The following is a 16,645-nucleotide window of genomic DNA, read 5'->3' as shown; positions in this document are numbered from 1 at the left end:
CAGGATTAGGTAAAGGATTTAGTGATGAATAAATCGATTAAAACGGCCATAGCGCTGGTTATCAGTGGTGGTGTATTGGCGCTACCAAGCCTGGTGTATGCGCAAACGCCACCGGATGCCGGGTCATTGTTACGTGATATTGAGTCGCAGCGTTTAGATATTGCGCCACCGATTCGTTTTGGCAGTGAACTACCTCCACCTTTGCCTGATACCGGAGAAACCATTACCTTGGTTGGTTTGGTTTTTCAGGGTCACGAAGGTTTGGTATCGGAGGCTGAGTTACAGAGTCTTTTAGCCGATGCCATCGGCCGTAATCTTGGCTTTAATGGGCTAATGTTTTTAGCCGACCGCGTCACTGAGTATGTTAAAAATAAAGGCTACTTTTTGGCTTTTGCGTATTTACCTGAGCAGGATATCAGTGATGGCGTGTTGTTAATAACTATTCAACCGGGTCGTATTGAAGGGGGCGGGGACTGGCAGCATTTACTGGATAATAAAACGGTCAATTTAACCGACCGTCGCATCGTTAATACGTTAAATAACGCGCTTAAAGCGGATACGTCGGGGATTATTCAAGCGAATCAAATGGAGCGCGGCTTATTGCTGTTTAATGACTTGGCGGGTATCAGTGCCCGTTCAGATTTGCAGGCGGGTAGCGAGCCGGGCACCACCCGAGTCAATGTTATTTTTAATGACACGGATCGCTATACGGGCTTGGCTTGGGTTGATAATTATGGCAACTTTTATACCGGTACCAATCGCATCAACTTGATGGCTAATGTCAATAATCTCAGCGGTATGGGCGATCAGTTCAATGCCATGGTATCAATTACTTCTGGCCTAACTTATGGGCGATTGGGCTATCAAGCTCCGCTAGGTTATAGCGGTTTAACGATAAATCCCTACGTGAGTCATTTAAATTACAAATTAGGTGAGGATTTTGCAAACCAAGATTTGACAGGTCAGGCGACAACCTATGGCGCAGATTTGCGTTACCCAATCATTCGATCACGTACGGCGAATGTTAATGCTATTGCCGGTTTAGAGTATAAAAAGCTTGAAGATGATACGGTTGAAAATATTACTGGTAAGCGCGATTTCAACCGCGCACATTTACGTTTACAAGGAAACCACACGAATACTAAAGCGCGTGGCGGCTTTACTCAGTATCAAATGACGGTTCAGTATGGTGATGTTAAAAACAGCTTAAATGCTAATAAGACAGAAACGTTTGGCTATGTCATGGCGAATATTTCGCGGTTGCAGAACATTAGTTCGCAGTGGAATGTGTTTGTATCGGCAGAAACGCAGCAAATGCCTTCTCGAAACCTTGATTCGAGTGAAAAATTTAGTATTGGCGGTATTAGTGGTGTGCGAGCATACCCCAGTGGCGAGGCAGCAGGAGATTCGGGTTATAAATTAACCGCCGAGGCGCGTTATGATTTTTCTGGTCCCCAGGGCTTGGGTGGTGATTGGCAGTTGCAAGTGTTTGTTGACCATGGGGTGGTTTTGCGCAATAAGGAAACTACCAGCCCGTTTGATACTTTGCCCAATCGCAATGAATTAACAGGTGCTGGGCTAGGTATGTCCTGGTCCAAGCCGAATGCTTATAGTGTCAGAGCTACTTATGCCCACAAGATCAATGATAACCCCTTTCAGCGACGTAGCAGTGGCTTAGATTCGGAAGCTAAAAATGACAATGGGCGTTTTTGGTTACAAGCGATGGTTTGGTTTTAATGCTGTTTTTTACCCCTTAATCAAGCCTGCTCATGCAGGCTTTTCTCTGTGCTAAACTTAGTTAAAGTTTTTGCTCAAAGAATCTTCTTATTATTATGACGCCCTCGCTCCGTGTTCAAGTCGCACTTCCCGGCCCATTTTGGCAGCCGTTAAGCTATCTGTTGCCCGACGATGTTGCTAATCAAGCCACTGTCGACCTCCAGGCCTGGTCGCAGGGTTGGCTTGGTTGGCGCGTTGCGGTGCCTTTTCGTAATCAGACCAAAATCGCGGTGGTGGTAGGGGTTAATCAAGACGATGGTGTCGATGCAAGTAAGCTGAAACCCTTGTTGCACAAGCTTGATGACGAGCCACTATTCAACGCACAGGATTTGGCCTTTTTGCACTGGGCGGCCAGCTATTATCATGAACCCTTAGGTGAGGTGGTGATGGCGGCTTTGCCGAAACGCTTGCGGGTGGGCAAACCCTTATCCTTACCAGGGGTGGTGACCTGGCAGCGCTCGGTATTAGGCCAGACGGTCAGTGTCGATCAACTCAGTGCGCGGGCGCACAAACAACGAGCTCTGTGGCAGGCCTTTTGCGATGACCAGGCCTGGTCATCCAGTCAACTGAATGCGGCATTTAGTCAATGGCAACCTTTAGTGAAGCGATGGGTTGAGCAGGGCTGGTTAGTGGTCAGTGAAGGTGCCTGTTTGGCGCAAAAAACTCTGCCGGCATCGGTGCGCCACTCTTTAAATGAAGAACAGGCTGCGGCGGTAGCGCAGGTGCAGGCTTCGAAGGGTTTTCGTTGTTTTTTGCTTGACGGTGTTACTGGTAGCGGTAAAACCGAGGTGTATTTGGCTTTAATTGAACAGGTGTTGGCGCAGGGTAAACAAGTTTTGGTGTTGGTGCCGGAAATCGGTTTAACCCCGCAAACAGCGGCCCGCTTTGAGGCCTATTTGCAACAACCGGTGGTGGCTTTGCACTCGGGCCTTAATGATCAAGAGCGTCACTGTGCCTGGCAGGTGATGCGTCGCGGTGAGGCTCAGGTGATGCTGGGTACGCGCTCGGCTTTGTTTACGCCTTTTGCTAATTTGGGCTTGTGCATTTTGGATGAAGAACATGATCTGTCCTTTAAACAACAAGATGGTTTTCGTTATTACGCACGGGATTTACTCATTCGGCGCGCGCAGATGTTGCAAATTCCGGTGGTGCTGGGCTCAGCAACGCCCAGCATGGAAAGTTTGCATAATGCGCAATCGGGGCGCTTTGGCTATTTGCGCCTGAGTCAGCGAGCGGCCAATGCGCAACCACCGCAGTTGCGTTTGTTAGATGTGCGTGGTGATCGTTTGCAAGAAGGCTTGTCGAACAAAGCCTTGCACCAGATGCGCGAAGCCTTAGCCGCCGGTGGGCAGGTGTTGGTGTTTTTAAACCGTCGTGGTTTTGCGCCCGTGTTGCTATGCCATAGCTGTGGTTGGCAGGGGAGTTGTTCGCACTGTGATGCCAATTTAACCTATCATCAGGCTAGCGATAGCTTAAAGTGCCACCATTGCGGGTTTCAACAGCCAAAACCTAAGGCTTGTCCAGCTTGTGGCGCCACCCAATTTGTGGCTTTGGGGCAGGGAACCGAGCGTTTAGAGCAGTTTTTAACCCAGCAATTTCCAACTCATAGCATTTTGCGGATTGACCGAGATACCACGCGGTTAAAAGGCAGTTTGGCGGAAAAAGTGGGGCAGGCGCGGGATGGCGCTGCCGACATTTTGATTGGCACTCAAATGTTGGCTAAAGGTCATCATTTTCCTAAGCTGACCTTGGTGGTGATGCTCGATTTAGATCAGGGCTTGTTTAGTGTCGATTTTCGTGGTGCCGAGCGCATGGCGCAACTGTTGGTTCAGGTGGCCGGTCGCGCGGGGCGAGCCAGTCAACCTGGACGAGTCTTGATTCAAACCCACCAACCCGAACATCCGACCTATCAACAATTATTGCGCGAAGGTTATGCCGGTTTTGCCGCGGATACCTTGCGCGATCGACAATTAGCGAACCTGCCGCCGTTTGGGTTTCAGTTGTTGGTGCGAGTAGAGGCGGTCGATTCCAACCAAGCGGTCGCGTTTTTAGAGGCGATTAAAGACTTATTATTGGCTGTGCCGGTTAGCCAGCCCTGCGAGGTGTGGGGCCCGGTGACTGCGCCGATGGCGAAACGGCAAAACCGCTGGCGTTATCAATTGTTATTGCAAGCAGAAACCCGAGGCAGTCTGCAGGCCTGGTGGCAAGCAGTTGCGGCAGACGTTTATGCCCATCCGTTGGCGAACCGGATTCGTTGGAGCATTGATGTCGATCCGCAAGAAACCAGTTAAAAAAGGCGCCTGGTGGCGCCTTAGTTGGGTTTGCGGGATGAGATTACATGGGGCAGCCAAGTGCACGGGCGCGTTCTTTGACAATCGCGCGTTCTGCGGCATCGGCTTCACTATCAAAGCCATCACGCTCGTACCAGCCCTGGGTGTGTTGTAATAGCACATCGGTTAGGGCATCGGTGTGATCTTCACGATAGTTAAGGGCCTTAATGTAGCTGAACTTTTCGCCACCGGCTTCTTCGAAGTATTCGCGGTTTTCACCGTCAATTTCTTCAATGGTTTCTAAGCAGTCCGCCGAAAAGCCAGGACACATAACCTGAACGTGCTTATAGCCCAGGCCTGGTAACGACATCATGGTTTCATCCGTGTAAGGCTTCAACCATTCTTCTCTACCAAACAGCGACTGAAAGGTCACCTTATATTGGTGCGGTTCAAGGCCGAGCTCTTTAGCCAGCAAGCGTGATGTGACTTGACATTCACAATGGTAAGGGTCGCCATTGGTTAAGTAGCGTTTTGGTACACCGTGATAAGACATTACCAATAAATCGGGCACACCGTGCTCCGCTTGATGCTCGCGAACTGAGTTGGCCAAGGCTTTAATATATCCCGGGTTACGGTGATAGTGATTAATGAAACGAAGCTCAGGAATCCAGCGCCATTTACGAAGTACATCGGTGACTTCGTCAAAGGTTGATGCCGAGGTCGCTCCAGCATATTGCGGATACAGTGGCATCACCACTAAACGTTGTACCCCAAGTTGTTCAAATTTTTTTAACGCTGATTCAATCGATGGGTTGCCGTAGCGCATCGCAATGTCAAACACGACTTTGCCTTTAAAATGCGGCGCCAGTTTTTTTTCAATCGCTTCTTTCTGCTTCACTGTAATATTAAGCAGAGGAGAGCCAGGGCCTTCCGAATCCCAGACTTCCTCATAGGCTTCGGCAGACTTGGCTGGACGCGTATTAAGGATAATGCCATTGAGAACCAACCACCATAACCAGCGGGCGGGTGGTGGCTCAACAACGCGCGGATCCCACAAGAACTGCTTCAGATAAGGGCGCAATGCTTGTTTGGTTGGGGCATCGGGTGTACCAAGATTTGTGATAAGAACACCAGTGGCGGCTTCATCACCATGGCGGTAGGTCGTGTTATTATGGTATTTCATCCAAGCTTCCTTTTAAGACCAGCCAAAATTAATTTATTTAAAGCCTATTGTATAAGATTTGCATAAAAAATGTTTTGTGCTTTTAGGTTTGAAATCGTTGCTACACATTACATTCTTTTTTAAATTAGCTAATATAACTACACTGAATTGAAAATAAAAACTATCAAAAGTTATACACCAAGGATACTGCAAAATGTCGAATTTGTCAGGTAAACAATGGCTAGTTGCCCTTGGGCTATCATTCGCGAGTCTCGGTTTTACATCCAACAGCGTTGCCAACCAGTTGGTCATAAAAAGTGTTGTCGAAGAAGCCAGCGTAACCGAGTCGATCATGGGCTTGGGTGAGGTCATTGCCAAGCGCCATGTTGAATTACAGCCCAGCGTAACGGAGCGTGTGGTTGCGGTGCATTTTAGCGATGGTGATTGGGTAGAAGCTGGGCAGTTATTGGTGACCTTGGATCAAGCCGAGGTGCGCGCGCAGTTAGCTGAGCTTGAGGTACGCTTGGTCGATGCTGAGCGTCAATTGATTCGTTTACAAACTTTGCAGGCACGCGGTGATGTGTCGCAAGCGGCGGTTGATGAAGCCGACTTAATGCGTCAAACCTTACGAGCGCAACGCGAGTTACTGAATGTGCGTCTCTCGCGTCTTGAGTTGCGTGCCCCTTTCGCGGGACGACTCGGTGTGCGTCAAGTGAATGAGGGCGCTATGGCGTCACCAGGCCTGGTGATTACCGATTTAATTGAGTTAGATGACGTGTTGGTTGATTTTAATTTACCCGCGCGCTTTTTGTTGGATGTTGCTGTGGGCCAGCGAGTCCTGCTAGAAAGCAGTTTAGTGGCAACCGACAATTTAGTGGGCGAGGTGGTTACGGTCTTTTCGAGTCTTGATCCGGCAACGCGGACATTTGCGGTACGTGCTAAATTTACTAATGCCGATTATCGCTTATTGCCAGGTATGGGTATGACGGTGCGCTTGAATAAAACACCGCGTAGGTTATTACGAGTGCCCGAAACGGCGGTCGTGCCGATGGCTGATCAGAATTTTGTTTATGTGCTGAAACCACAAGCGGATTCAGAGTTATTTGAAGTAGAGCGTCGAGAGGTGGTGCTAGGCGCGCGAGAACCCGGTTGGGTTGAGCTGGTGAGTGGCGCTGAATTGGGCGAAGCCGTAATAAGCCAAGGCGCTTTACGTGTTCGACCTGGTCAGCAGGTGAAGGTGGCCGACCAATTGCGTCAAATTTCTGAATTCGCGCAATAGGGGGCGTTATGTTACTGTCTGATACGGCTGTTAAGCGTCCCGTTTTGGCGGCGGTGGTGTCTTTATTGTTGGTCGCTTTTGGTTTGTTGGCCTTTGACCGTTTGCCCTTGCGTGAATATCCCAATATTGATCCGCCGATTGTATCGATTACCACTGGTTACCCGGGTGCGTCGGCCGCGGTCATTGAATCGCGCATCACCAAACTCATCGAAGACCAAATTGCCGGTATTGAAGGCATTTCATTTATAGAATCAACATCCAGTGATGGACGTTCACGAATTCGGATTGAATTTAACATTAATCGTGATATTGATGCGGCGGCGAATGATGTGCGTGACCGTGTTGCACGGGTTGCGCGTAATTTACCCGATGGCGCGGATCAGCCTCAAGTACAAAAAGTCGATGGTGATGACGACGTTATCGTGTGGTTTAACTTAACCTCCGATAACATGACGGTGCCCGAGCTTACTGATTATGCGCGTCGATATCTGGTCGATCGTTTTTCTGTTCTAGACGGTGTGGCTCGCGTCAGGATTGGTGGTGGGCAAGAATATGCGATGCGCCTGTGGTTAGATGCCAGCGAAATGGCGATGCGTGGTATTACCGTGGGTGATGTTGAGCGTACGCTACGCAGTGCTAATGTTGAATTACCAGCTGGCACTGTTAGCATGGCCGATGCCTCATTTAGTGTTAGGGTGGATCGTCAACTAACCAGTGTGGCCGATTTTGAGCGCCTGGTGGTGAAGCGGGGTGCGACACAAACCCAGGTTCGCCTAGCCGACATTGCCCGCATCGAGTTGGGCTCGATTGAAAACCGCAGTTTTTTCCGTGGCAATGGTTTGCCAATGATCGGACTGGGAATTATCAAACAATCGACCGCAAATACCATCAGTGTTGCCGAAGCTGCCGCCGCTGAGGTGGCGCGTTTAAATGCGATTTTGCCTGAGGGGTTAGAAATAAAAGCCAGCTTTGATAGCTCGGTATTTATCAAAAGCGCGATTAAGGAGGTATACAAAACCCTTACGATTGCGATTGTACTTGTCATGCTGGTTATTTTGCTATTCCTTCGCAGTGTGCGTGTTGCCTTAATTCCATTAGTCACTGTACCTGTATCCATTATTGCGACCTTTTGGGTGTTGTGGATGCTCGGATTTTCTATCAATTTGCTGACTTTGTTAGCCTTAGTATTAGCTATTGGCTTGGTGGTCGATGATGCGATTGTGGTACTTGAGAACGTACAGCGTCACATTGAAAAAGGCTTCTCACCGCTCGCTGCGGCGTTTTTGGGCACGCGTCAAGTCGGCTTTGCGGTTATTGCCACTACACTGGTATTGGTTGCGGTCTTCTTCCCGATCAGTTTTTTACAAGGCACCCTGGGTCGGTTGTTTTCCGAGTTTGCCATTACGCTCACCGTAGCGGTGATTTTTTCAAGTTTTGTCGCGCTGACATTGTCACCGGCACTGGCGTCTAAATTACTGAAACCTCGAAAAGTGAAAGCGAAAGCGGCTAAAGATGATGATATCGCTATGGTGCAAACAAGCTCGATTGAATCGGATGCGGCTAAGCGGGGTGAGATGAAACTGGCCGATGGATGGCTGATCCGTGCTTACCGACCGGTGTTACGAGGCATTGTTAATGCGCCTTGGCTGATCTTACCGGTGCTGTTAGCCGCCTTTTATGCCAGTTATTGGCTATTTCAACAACTGCCTGAGGAGTATGCACCCCGTGAAGATCGTGGTGCGTTCTTTATTTTTGTATCCGGTCCTGAAGGGGCAACGCACGATTATATGAAAACCTACCTTGATGAGGTCGAGGCGCGATTAATGCCGCTGGTAGAAAATGGTGAAGTAAATCGTTTGTTAATTCGTTCACCGCGTGCGTTTGGTAATACGGAAATTTTTAATAGCGGTTTTGGCATTGTTGTCTTAAATGACTGGGCTGAACGCAGGCCTGCTAATGAAATTATGCAGGATGTGCGTGAACGCCTTGCCGATTTACCGGGAATTCGGGCCAATCCGGTGATGCGTCAGGGTATTGGTGGTCGTGTTCAGAAACCAGTGCAGTTTGTGCTCGGTGGCGGAAGTTATGCCGAGTTGGCCGAGTGGCGACGAATTATCACCGACGCTATTAACGACGACAACCCCGGTTTCGAAGCTATAGATTGGGATTACAAAGAAACCAAGCCCCAGTTAAAAGTGAATATTGACTATGAAAAAGCGTTTGATATGGGGGTTACTACCGAGGAAATCGGTCGCACCCTGCAGACTCTTTTAGGTTCAACACGGGTGACAACATTTGTTGATCAGGGTGAGGAGTATGACATTATTCTTCAAGCCGACCGTCGCTTATATCGTTCACCAGTCAGTTTGGATTTAATTCATGTGCGTTCCAGCACGACGGGTGAATTAATTCCATTAGCCAGCTTGGTGAGTTACGAGGAGTTTGCCGACTCGGGGTCGTTGAATCGCTACAACCGGATGCGCTCGGTGACGATTGATGCCAATTTAGCACCACATTTAAGCTTAGGCGCCGGACTTGCACATTTGGAAGGTTTGGCTCGAGAGCTATTGCCGGCTGATGCGATGATCGATTATAAAGGGCAATCGCGAGACTTCCAAACCTCAGGGAATGCGGTGTTTTTTGTATTTTTGTTGGGACTTGTGGTGGTTTTTTTAGTGCTATCGGCACAATTTGAAAGTTTTGTCAGTCCATTTATCATCATGTTTACTGTCCCCTTAGCCGTTTTGGGTGGGTTGTTGGGTTTGTGGCTATATGGTCTATCCTTGAATCTCTATACACAAATAGGTTTGGTAATGCTTATTGGCTTAGCGACCAAAAATGGTATATTGATTGTTGAATTTGCTAATCAGTTGCGCGATCAAGGAATCGCATTTAAAGAGGCACTGGTAGAGGCGTCTTGTCTGCGGTTACGTCCCATCCTGATGACCGCAATTACAACCTGCGTGGGCGCGTTGCCATTAATTTTGAGCTCTGGGGCAGGATCTGAAACGCGCTATGTGTTGGGGATGGTGTTACTCTGGGGCGTTTCAATTGCAACCATTTTAACGCTCGTTGTGATTCCCGCTGTGTATGCGTTGTTGGGCCGTTTTAGCCAACCTGCCGGTGTGAATAAGCGAGCACTTATTGCCGAGCTTGGAAGCGATTTCGAGCAATATAAGAAGTAACCTAGCATAAACTATGCGCTTTTACGGGTTTATAGTCGAGTTAGTAGTATTAGGCTTTCGATATGCTTGGTGTGGCTAAACATATCGAATTGTTGTGCCTGTGCTATCACAAAGCCTTGCGCTATTAGCAGTCTCAAATCGCGGATTAAGGTGCCAGGATGGCAGGAGACATAAACAACACGTTTTAGCTGGGTTTTACCCAGTTTTTCGCACAGTGCTTCTGCCCCCGCTCTACCTGGGTCGAGAACAGCAGAATCCGCCGTCCACGACCACCAGGCCTGCTGATCAGGCTCATCAAATAGATTGCTCATTAGAAATTCTACATTGCGTAAGTTATTGGCTTGCGCGTTATGTTTGGCCAAGGTTACTGCTTCGGCATTGCCTTCTAAACCCAGTACCGCTGCGGATCTTTGTGCTAGGGGTAGGCTGAAATTTCCAATCCCCGCAAAAAAGTCAATAACCCGCGTTTGCGGTGTCAGTGCTAACCAATTAAGTGTCTGTGCCACGAGTTGTTCATTCACCGCCTGGTTCACTTGAATAAAGCTGGTGACCGAAAAATAGAATTTGAGATCCAGTAACCGATAGCAACTCATTTGGGTCGATGCGTCTTTCGTGGTCGCATCATGGGAATGATCGCCAAGCTTGGTAAGGGTTTGTTCATCGCCGGCCGTTAACCAAAGAGTTTGATTACGGGCGCTGGCTTCGGCAAGCCATTGAGGGCGTTGTTGCACAAGCTGTTGATTAAGTGGTTTTGCTAGGATAGGGCATTCAGCGACATCAACTAGCTGGTGACTTTGCGGGCTACGAAAGCCGAGCAAGGGTGATTGATCTTGCCAGTCGCGACCAAGAATCAGCTTGGCCCGCCGACGATAGGCGCGATCAGGTGTATTTGGGGTGTCGTGCCATTGAATCGAGGGTTGCGGTTGCAGTTTGCTAAGCGCCAGCATCAGATGTTGCTGTTTCCAATGGCGTTGCGCTGCAATACTAAGGTGTTGCAATTGACAGCCACCACAGGCTTCATAAATAGCACAGAAGGGCGTTGTCCTATCATTTGAGGGTTGCTCAATTGCAACCAGCTTAGCTTGGGCGTAGCTCGGTAAATCGTCGCTAATTTGTAGGGTGACTTGGTCGCCAGGTACGGCGTGGTCTACAAACAGTGTTTTACCCTCTAGCTTCGCAACCCCGTGACCGTCATCTGACAGGTCGATGATCTTAACAGCAGTGAGAATCTGGCCGGGTTTAAAGTGGGTTTTAGTCTGTCGTTTGACAGGCTTGGCATCACGCCGATTCGGCAATTTCAATTAGTGGATTCCGATCACATCGCCCACGGTCGCTTGAAAATAGACAGGATCAAAGGATGGCGGGAGTTGTTGGTGAATAATAAAGTACGTATAGACTGCGTGCAGGGCACCAAACTTATAAAACCAATGCCCCAGCCATCGCTTAACCAGGCCTGGTTCAACACGGCGTAGCTTCAGTTTGCTTTTAGCGGTGCCAAACAAATAACCATAGGTTGCGCCTGTGATAGTTTGTTGCGGATTAAGTCGGCCGCTTTTCACGAGCTCTTTTGATAGGCGCACCGCATCTCGAATCGATTTCGCCAGCGCTAGGCTTAAATGTTTTGATACCTGTGCACTGTCGGTTTTTCCCTTAATCAGTTGTTGGCGCAGATAGGCATGTTTTTGCGCAAGCACATGGTGGGCTTTCGCCAAATGAAGGGTGATTTGTCCACCACTGTCTTGGCTGTAAAAAACATGGTCGCTGAGATTGGTGAATATTCGTCGTCCTGCTAATCTTAAGCTGATTTTATTAACCAAGTCTTTAAAAGAGAAGAAGGGCATGGTCGCAAGAGGGTAGATGATTAAGAAGGTCAGCAATAAAGAGAAGCTGATGGCTACGGAGCGACGACGCATGGGCGTACCTTCGTAAAAGCCAAACATCACAATGAAAAAAGATAACGTCAGCAAGCCTGCGATAAGTAGCGTATTGAGTAAGTGTTGCCATAAAAAGTGTCGACCTGGCTGGCTGGCCACCAAGGCCTTTGTAAAGCGCCAGGTTTCATTGACACGAAATAGCCACTCATTGTTCATGATGTTGATCACCCTACCAAATTTTGAACGAAAAAATTGCGAAATACTTTACGCACTGCTAACCTTGAGATTATAGGCTGACTTGAGTTGGATGGCAATCAATTGCGGTTATGTTGGCGGATCAAAATGGGAATGAGGATGGTGCGCTTAGGAGGAATCGAACCTCCACTTAGGCCTCCGGAGGGCCTCGTGATATCCATTTCACTATAAGCGCGTACTTTATGAAAGTGCCGTCATTATAAGGGTTTGCGCAAATCTTTGTAAAAATTTCTTTCGTTTTAACGGCGGGCGCAAACAGGTGTGGCCCTATGGATTGTTAGGCTAGGCGCATAAACTGGTCGATACGATCCAACGCTTCTTCCAATTGGGCCATGCTGGTTGCAAACGAAATTCGTAAATGTCCTTCACTACCAAAGCCTGAGCCAGGTACCGCAGCCACTTCAGCATGATCTAATATCGCACTGGCGAGTTCGGCATCATTGGCCAAACCTTTCATTTTGACCGCGTCGCTGACATTGATAAACATATAAAAAGCGCCATCGGCCGGTAGGCACTTAAAACCGGGAATTTGGTTAATCCGTTGCACCACAAATTGATGACGCTCTTTAAATGCGGTTAGCATGGTTTGGATGCAGGCCTGGTCACCGTTTAGCGCTGCCACGGCCGCGGCTTGTGAAATCGAGCAGGGGTTGGAGGTACTTTGCGATTGAACGGTTTTCATGGCCTTGATAATGGCTTTCGGGCCACCGGCATAACCAATCCGCCAGCCGGTCATGGAATAGGCTTTGGATACGCCATTTAACACAATGGTGCGCTCGCGCAGTGCTGGGCAGACTTCTAAAATATTGGTGAAGCCTTGCTCGCCTAAAATGATGTGTTCATACATATCATCGGACGCAATCAAAATGTTAGGGTGCTGTAATAACAGATCGGCCAGTGCTTTAAGCTCATCAGCGGTGTAAATCGCACCGGTTGGATTCGATGGGCTGTTAATTACCACCATCCGCGTGTTAGGTGTAATGGCTTGTGCCAATTGTTGGGTACTAATTTTAAAATTTTGTTCAAGATTAGTTTCTATAATGACTGGGTTTGCACCGGCGAGTAACGCCATGTCAGGGTAAGATACCCAGTAAGGTGCTGGAATAATGACTTCATCGCCATCATTGAGCACGGCTTGGCAAAGGTTATAAAAACTTTGTTTACCACCGCTAGAGACTAAAATTTCGTCAGCGGCATAGTCGAGACCATTGTCACGTTTAAATTTTGCTTGTATGGCCTGCTTCAGTTCTGGAATGCCATCAACTGCTGTGTAGCGTGTTTGCCCGCCTTCAATGGCTTGAATTCCGGCTGCTTTGATATGTTCTGGGGTGTCAAAGTCCGGTTCGCCCGCACCAAGGCTTATAATAGCTTTCCCGGCTCGTTTAAGTTCAGCAGCTTTGGCTGAAATTACCAGAGTTAAAGAAGGTTTTACACGTTGCACACGATCAGAAAGCAAGGCCATGAATTTCTCTCAGCTGATAGTATGATGCTATTAACAGCACCGGAATTTAAATTTACATGAAATAACCCTTTATTTTACTGTTTTTATAGGTTAATAAAAGCTGTTTGTAAAAAATTTACCGTTTATTAAGGAGCCGTCATGGCAAAAGCGTTTGAACTGGTATCACATTATCAACCTGCCGGAGATCAACCCGCAGCCATAGCCGGCCTGTTGGAAGGTCTGCAGGACGGCGAAGCTTATCAAACGCTGCTGGGCGTAACCGGGTCAGGTAAAACCTTTACGATGGCCAATGTGATTCAGCAGGTACAGCGCCCAACCATTATTATGGCGCACAATAAAACCTTGGCGGCACAGTTGTATGGTGAGATGAAGGGCTTTTTCCCGAACAATGCGGTTGAGTATTTTGTGTCCTATTATGACTATTATCAACCCGAGGCCTATGTGCCAGCATCGGATACCTATATCGCCAAAGACGCCGCCGTCAACGAGCAGATTGAGCAGTTGCGTTTGTCGGCCACCAAGGCGTTAATGGAACGTGAAGATGTTATTTTGATTGCCACGGTATCAGCCATTTATGGTTTGGGTGATCCGGATCAATATTTAAGCATGATGTTGCAACTACGCTTGGGCGATAAAATCAGTCAACGCGATATTTTGGCGCGTTTGGCGACCATGCAATATAGTCGCAATGATATTGAAATGTACCGGGGTATGTTTCGGGTGCGTGGTGATGTAGTGGATGTGTACCCAGCGGAGGCCGAGCAATATGCGGTGCGCATTGAACTGTTTGATGATGAGGTTGAGCAGTTGAGTTGGTTCGATCCCTTAACCGGTGAGCAGGTCGCGAAGGTGACGCGGATTAGTGTGTATCCCAAATCCCATTATGTTACTCCGCGCGAACGGGTGCTAGAAACCATTGATCAGGTCAAAATTGAGCTTAAAGCGCGGCTAGAAGAGTTACGCAGTCTGAGTAAATTAGTGGAAGCCCAGCGGCTCGAAGAACGTACTCGCATGGATATCGAGATGATGCTAGAGCTCGGCTATTGCCAGGGCATCGAAAACTATTCTCGCTATTTATCGGGTCGTGGCCCGGGTGAGGCGCCACCGACCTTGATTGATTATTTACCTAAAAACGCTTTGATGTTTGTAGATGAAAGTCATGCCACCATTCCGCAAATTGGCGGGATGTATAAAGGCGACCGTTCACGGAAAGAAAACCTGGTCAACTACGGTTTTCGACTACCTTCGGCGATGGATAATCGTCCGATGAAGTTTGAAGAGTTTGAGCATTTAATGCCGCAGACGATCTTTGTCTCGGCCACCCCTGCGGCTTATGAATTTGAACACAGCTCTAAAATTGTGGAGCAGGTGGTACGACCAACAGGCCTGGTGGACCCGGTGCTGGAAGTGCGCCCCGCCACCACCCAGGTCGATGATTTGCTTGGCGAGATACGTTTGTGCGTGGCCAAAACTGAGCGGGTGCTGGTAACCACCCTGACCAAACGAATGGCGGAAGATTTAACCGATTACCTAGAAGATCATCAAGTGCGGGTACGCTATTTGCATTCGGATATTGATACGGTGGAGCGGATTGAAATTATTCGCGATTTACGCCAGGGCGAGTTTGATGTATTGGTCGGGATTAACCTGTTGCGTGAGGGTTTGGATATTCCAGAAGTCGCACTGGTAGCGATTTTGGATGCCGATAAAGAAGGCTTTTTGCGCTCCGAGCGTTCGCTGATTCAAACCATCGGCAGGGCGGCACGAAATACCGAAGGGCGGGCGATATTGTATGCCGATAAAATGACCAAATCCATGCAAAAAGCGATCGATGAATCGCAGCGTCGACGTGAAAAACAACTGGCCTTTAACGAAGTGCACGGCATTACCCCGACGGCATTGAATAAAAAGGTCACCGATATTTTGGAACATTCGCCCTATGCTTCTAGGGCTGAACGCAATACAGCACGTAGTGGCATTGTTGCCGAGGTGAATGCGGACTTTGATGTGGCGAGTATCGCACTCTTGAAGCCGGCGGAATTGGCGAAGAAAATCAAGCAAACCGAAAAGCAGATGTACGAGGCAGCGAAGGCATTGGACTTTGAACTGGCCGCACAATTGCGCGATCAAGTGAGGCAGTTGAAAGCCGGCATGGTGGGTGTTGGCGATTTAAGATAAATCTTTTTTTAAGAAACATAAAAACTCCGTATCTAATGAGTCCCTTATGCAGGGTTCTTTTAATCTATACTTAAATCTAAGGTTGGGTTGCGCGGGTAGAGGGAGGTTGGCATGGTTAATAAGGTTTTATTAGTTGAGGATGATTCGGCGTATCGACAAATACTCGCTAAAATATTGGCTAATCATGGCTATTTGGTTACAGAAGCTGCGGACCGTCATGATGCTTTAGCCCAGCATGACCAAGATACCCATGGTTTTTTTTGTGTGTTACAAGATTTGGGGTTGCCGCCAGATGCGCTCAGTATTAATGAAGGTTTAGCCTGCATGCAAGCCCTGTTAGCGAAACAGCCTAGCCTAAAGGTGATTGTGCTGACCTGTCGTGATCGTGAAGAGGCGGGTAGTCGGGCAATCATGCAAGGTGCATTTGACTATTTGGAAAAGCCCATTGCTTTAGATGCGCTGTTAGCGGCTGTTGAGAGAGCGTTGTTATTTTCCCAAACAGAGCATAACTTGGTATCAGAAGGGGTTGTGCCTGTTCAGTTTAATGCGCAATTAGACCAGGGTTTGCGCCAATCTTGTGAAGTGTTCGAGGCTGCCGTAGTTAGGCGTGTCTTGGAGGAGTGTGATTTTAACATTCGTCTTGCAGCTGAGCATTTGGGTGTTAAGCGCGAAAACCTATATTATTTGATTAAAAAACACGATATTAATACCTTGCGAGCTGTGCCTGTGGCGAATTCAGCGCAAGAGCCGGCTTGATCAGCCGTTAATCTTATGCACAACGGGTGTGAGTCCTTGCTGTTTGTATTGACGCCAGCGCTCGCGACCCGGTTCAATCCGTTCTGGTGACTGATCTAATACTTCTATGGTGCGTTGAAAACCACTTAACTCCGTATAGGGCTCAGGGTGAAGATTAATTAACACATCACCTTGAGGTTTGATCAGCTCTGGACCATGCAATTGAATGTGGCTCGGAAAATGACCAGCCAAGCTATGACCGAGATAGCGATCAGGCGGTAACTGCCAAGCAATATGGTCAAAGCGCTCCGCTTGATCAAGCGTTTCAAAACGCACATCGGCGCGCCGTCGTTGTTGCTGTATTTTCAACAACAACTTGGCAAGAAACAACTCCCGACTCTGCGCATCGGCCGTTTCTAATACATAAAAGACTAAATTTGGCTCAACTGCTGTGTTCATTGCTGCCTCG

General features: G+C 48.3%; 11 protein-coding genes and 1 tRNA gene. 6 read left to right on the top strand and 6 right to left on the bottom strand.

Features of this window, described 5'->3' with window-relative positions:
- Window positions 1-24: 24 nt before the first annotated feature.
- Together THICY_RS07340 and THICY_RS07335 are read left to right on the top strand one after the other, a co-directional pair.
- Entirely contained in the window at window positions 25-1,737 is a 1,713-nt protein-coding gene (locus THICY_RS07340) for a ShlB/FhaC/HecB family hemolysin secretion/activation protein (protein WP_013835979.1), read from the top strand.
- A gap of 95 nt (window positions 1,738-1,832) precedes the next feature.
- A complete protein-coding gene (locus THICY_RS07335) occupies window positions 1,833-4,067 on the top strand; it encodes a primosomal protein N' (protein WP_013835978.1) in 2,235 nt (744 codons plus the stop codon).
- Between the two features lie 43 nt (window positions 4,068-4,110).
- Here the strand turns inward: THICY_RS07335 and hemH are convergent, their stop codons facing one another.
- Window positions 4,111-5,229 carry a ferrochelatase gene (gene hemH / locus THICY_RS07330; protein WP_013835977.1) on the bottom strand — a complete coding sequence of 373 codons (1,119 nt, stop codon included), beginning with the start codon at window positions 5,227-5,229 and terminating at the stop codon, window positions 4,111-4,113.
- A 193-nt stretch (window positions 5,230-5,422) separates the two neighbouring features.
- Between hemH and THICY_RS07325 the strand changes: the two genes are divergently transcribed.
- Both THICY_RS07325 and THICY_RS07320 read left to right on the top strand, forming a co-directional pair.
- Window positions 5,423-6,487 (top strand): efflux RND transporter periplasmic adaptor subunit, encoded by a 1,065-nt coding sequence (locus THICY_RS07325; RefSeq protein ID WP_013835976.1) that lies wholly within the window; start codon window positions 5,423-5,425, stop codon window positions 6,485-6,487.
- A gap of 8 nt (window positions 6,488-6,495) precedes the next feature.
- Window positions 6,496-9,672, top strand: a complete 3,177-nt coding sequence (locus THICY_RS07320) for an efflux RND transporter permease subunit (protein WP_013835975.1) — start codon at window positions 6,496-6,498, stop codon at window positions 9,670-9,672.
- 29 nt (window positions 9,673-9,701) lie between these two features.
- Here the strand turns inward: THICY_RS07320 and rlmD are convergent, their stop codons facing one another.
- The 4 genes from rlmD to THICY_RS07300 all read right to left on the bottom strand — a co-directional run bounded on the left by rlmD (window position 9,702) and on the right by THICY_RS07300 (window position 13,263).
- On the bottom strand, window positions 9,702-10,973 hold the full coding sequence (gene rlmD / locus THICY_RS07315) for a 23S rRNA (uracil(1939)-C(5))-methyltransferase RlmD (RefSeq protein WP_013835974.1): 1,272 nt from the start codon (window positions 10,971-10,973) through the stop codon (window positions 9,702-9,704).
- The gene (locus tag THICY_RS07310) at window positions 10,974-11,762 is read right to left on the bottom strand and encodes a hypothetical protein (RefSeq protein ID WP_013835973.1); all 789 of its coding nucleotides are present in this window, start codon (window positions 11,760-11,762) and stop codon (window positions 10,974-10,976) included.
- Between the two features lie 139 nt (window positions 11,763-11,901).
- Window positions 11,902-11,976: transfer RNA gene (locus THICY_RS07305), tRNA-Arg, on the bottom strand.
- A gap of 102 nt (window positions 11,977-12,078) precedes the next feature.
- Window positions 12,079-13,263, bottom strand: a complete 1,185-nt coding sequence (locus tag THICY_RS07300; RefSeq protein ID WP_013835972.1) for a pyridoxal phosphate-dependent aminotransferase — start codon at window positions 13,261-13,263, stop codon at window positions 12,079-12,081.
- 138 nt (window positions 13,264-13,401) lie between these two features.
- On the opposite strand from THICY_RS07300, the gene uvrB reads away from it, so the two are divergent.
- A complete protein-coding gene (uvrB, locus tag THICY_RS07295) occupies window positions 13,402-15,441 on the top strand; it encodes an excinuclease ABC subunit UvrB (RefSeq protein ID WP_013835971.1) in 2,040 nt (679 codons plus the stop codon).
- Window positions 15,442-15,552: 111 nt separating this feature from the next.
- Window positions 15,553-16,197, top strand: coding sequence for a response regulator (locus tag THICY_RS07290; RefSeq protein ID WP_013835970.1), 645 nt, complete (start codon window positions 15,553-15,555; stop codon window positions 16,195-16,197).
- Here the strand turns inward: THICY_RS07290 and THICY_RS07285 are convergent, their stop codons facing one another.
- A complete protein-coding gene (locus THICY_RS07285) occupies window positions 16,198-16,635 on the bottom strand; it encodes a DNA polymerase III subunit chi (RefSeq protein WP_013835969.1) in 438 nt (145 codons plus the stop codon).
- Between the last annotated feature and the right edge of the window lie 10 nt (window positions 16,636-16,645).

The sequence above is a fragment of the Thiomicrospira cyclica ALM1 genome (assembly GCF_000214825.1).
Lineage (GTDB): Bacteria > Pseudomonadota > Gammaproteobacteria > Thiomicrospirales > Thiomicrospiraceae > Thiomicrospira > Thiomicrospira cyclica.
The sequence above is the reverse complement of the archived record's forward strand: the minus strand, read 5'-3'. Positions and strand labels throughout refer to the sequence as shown.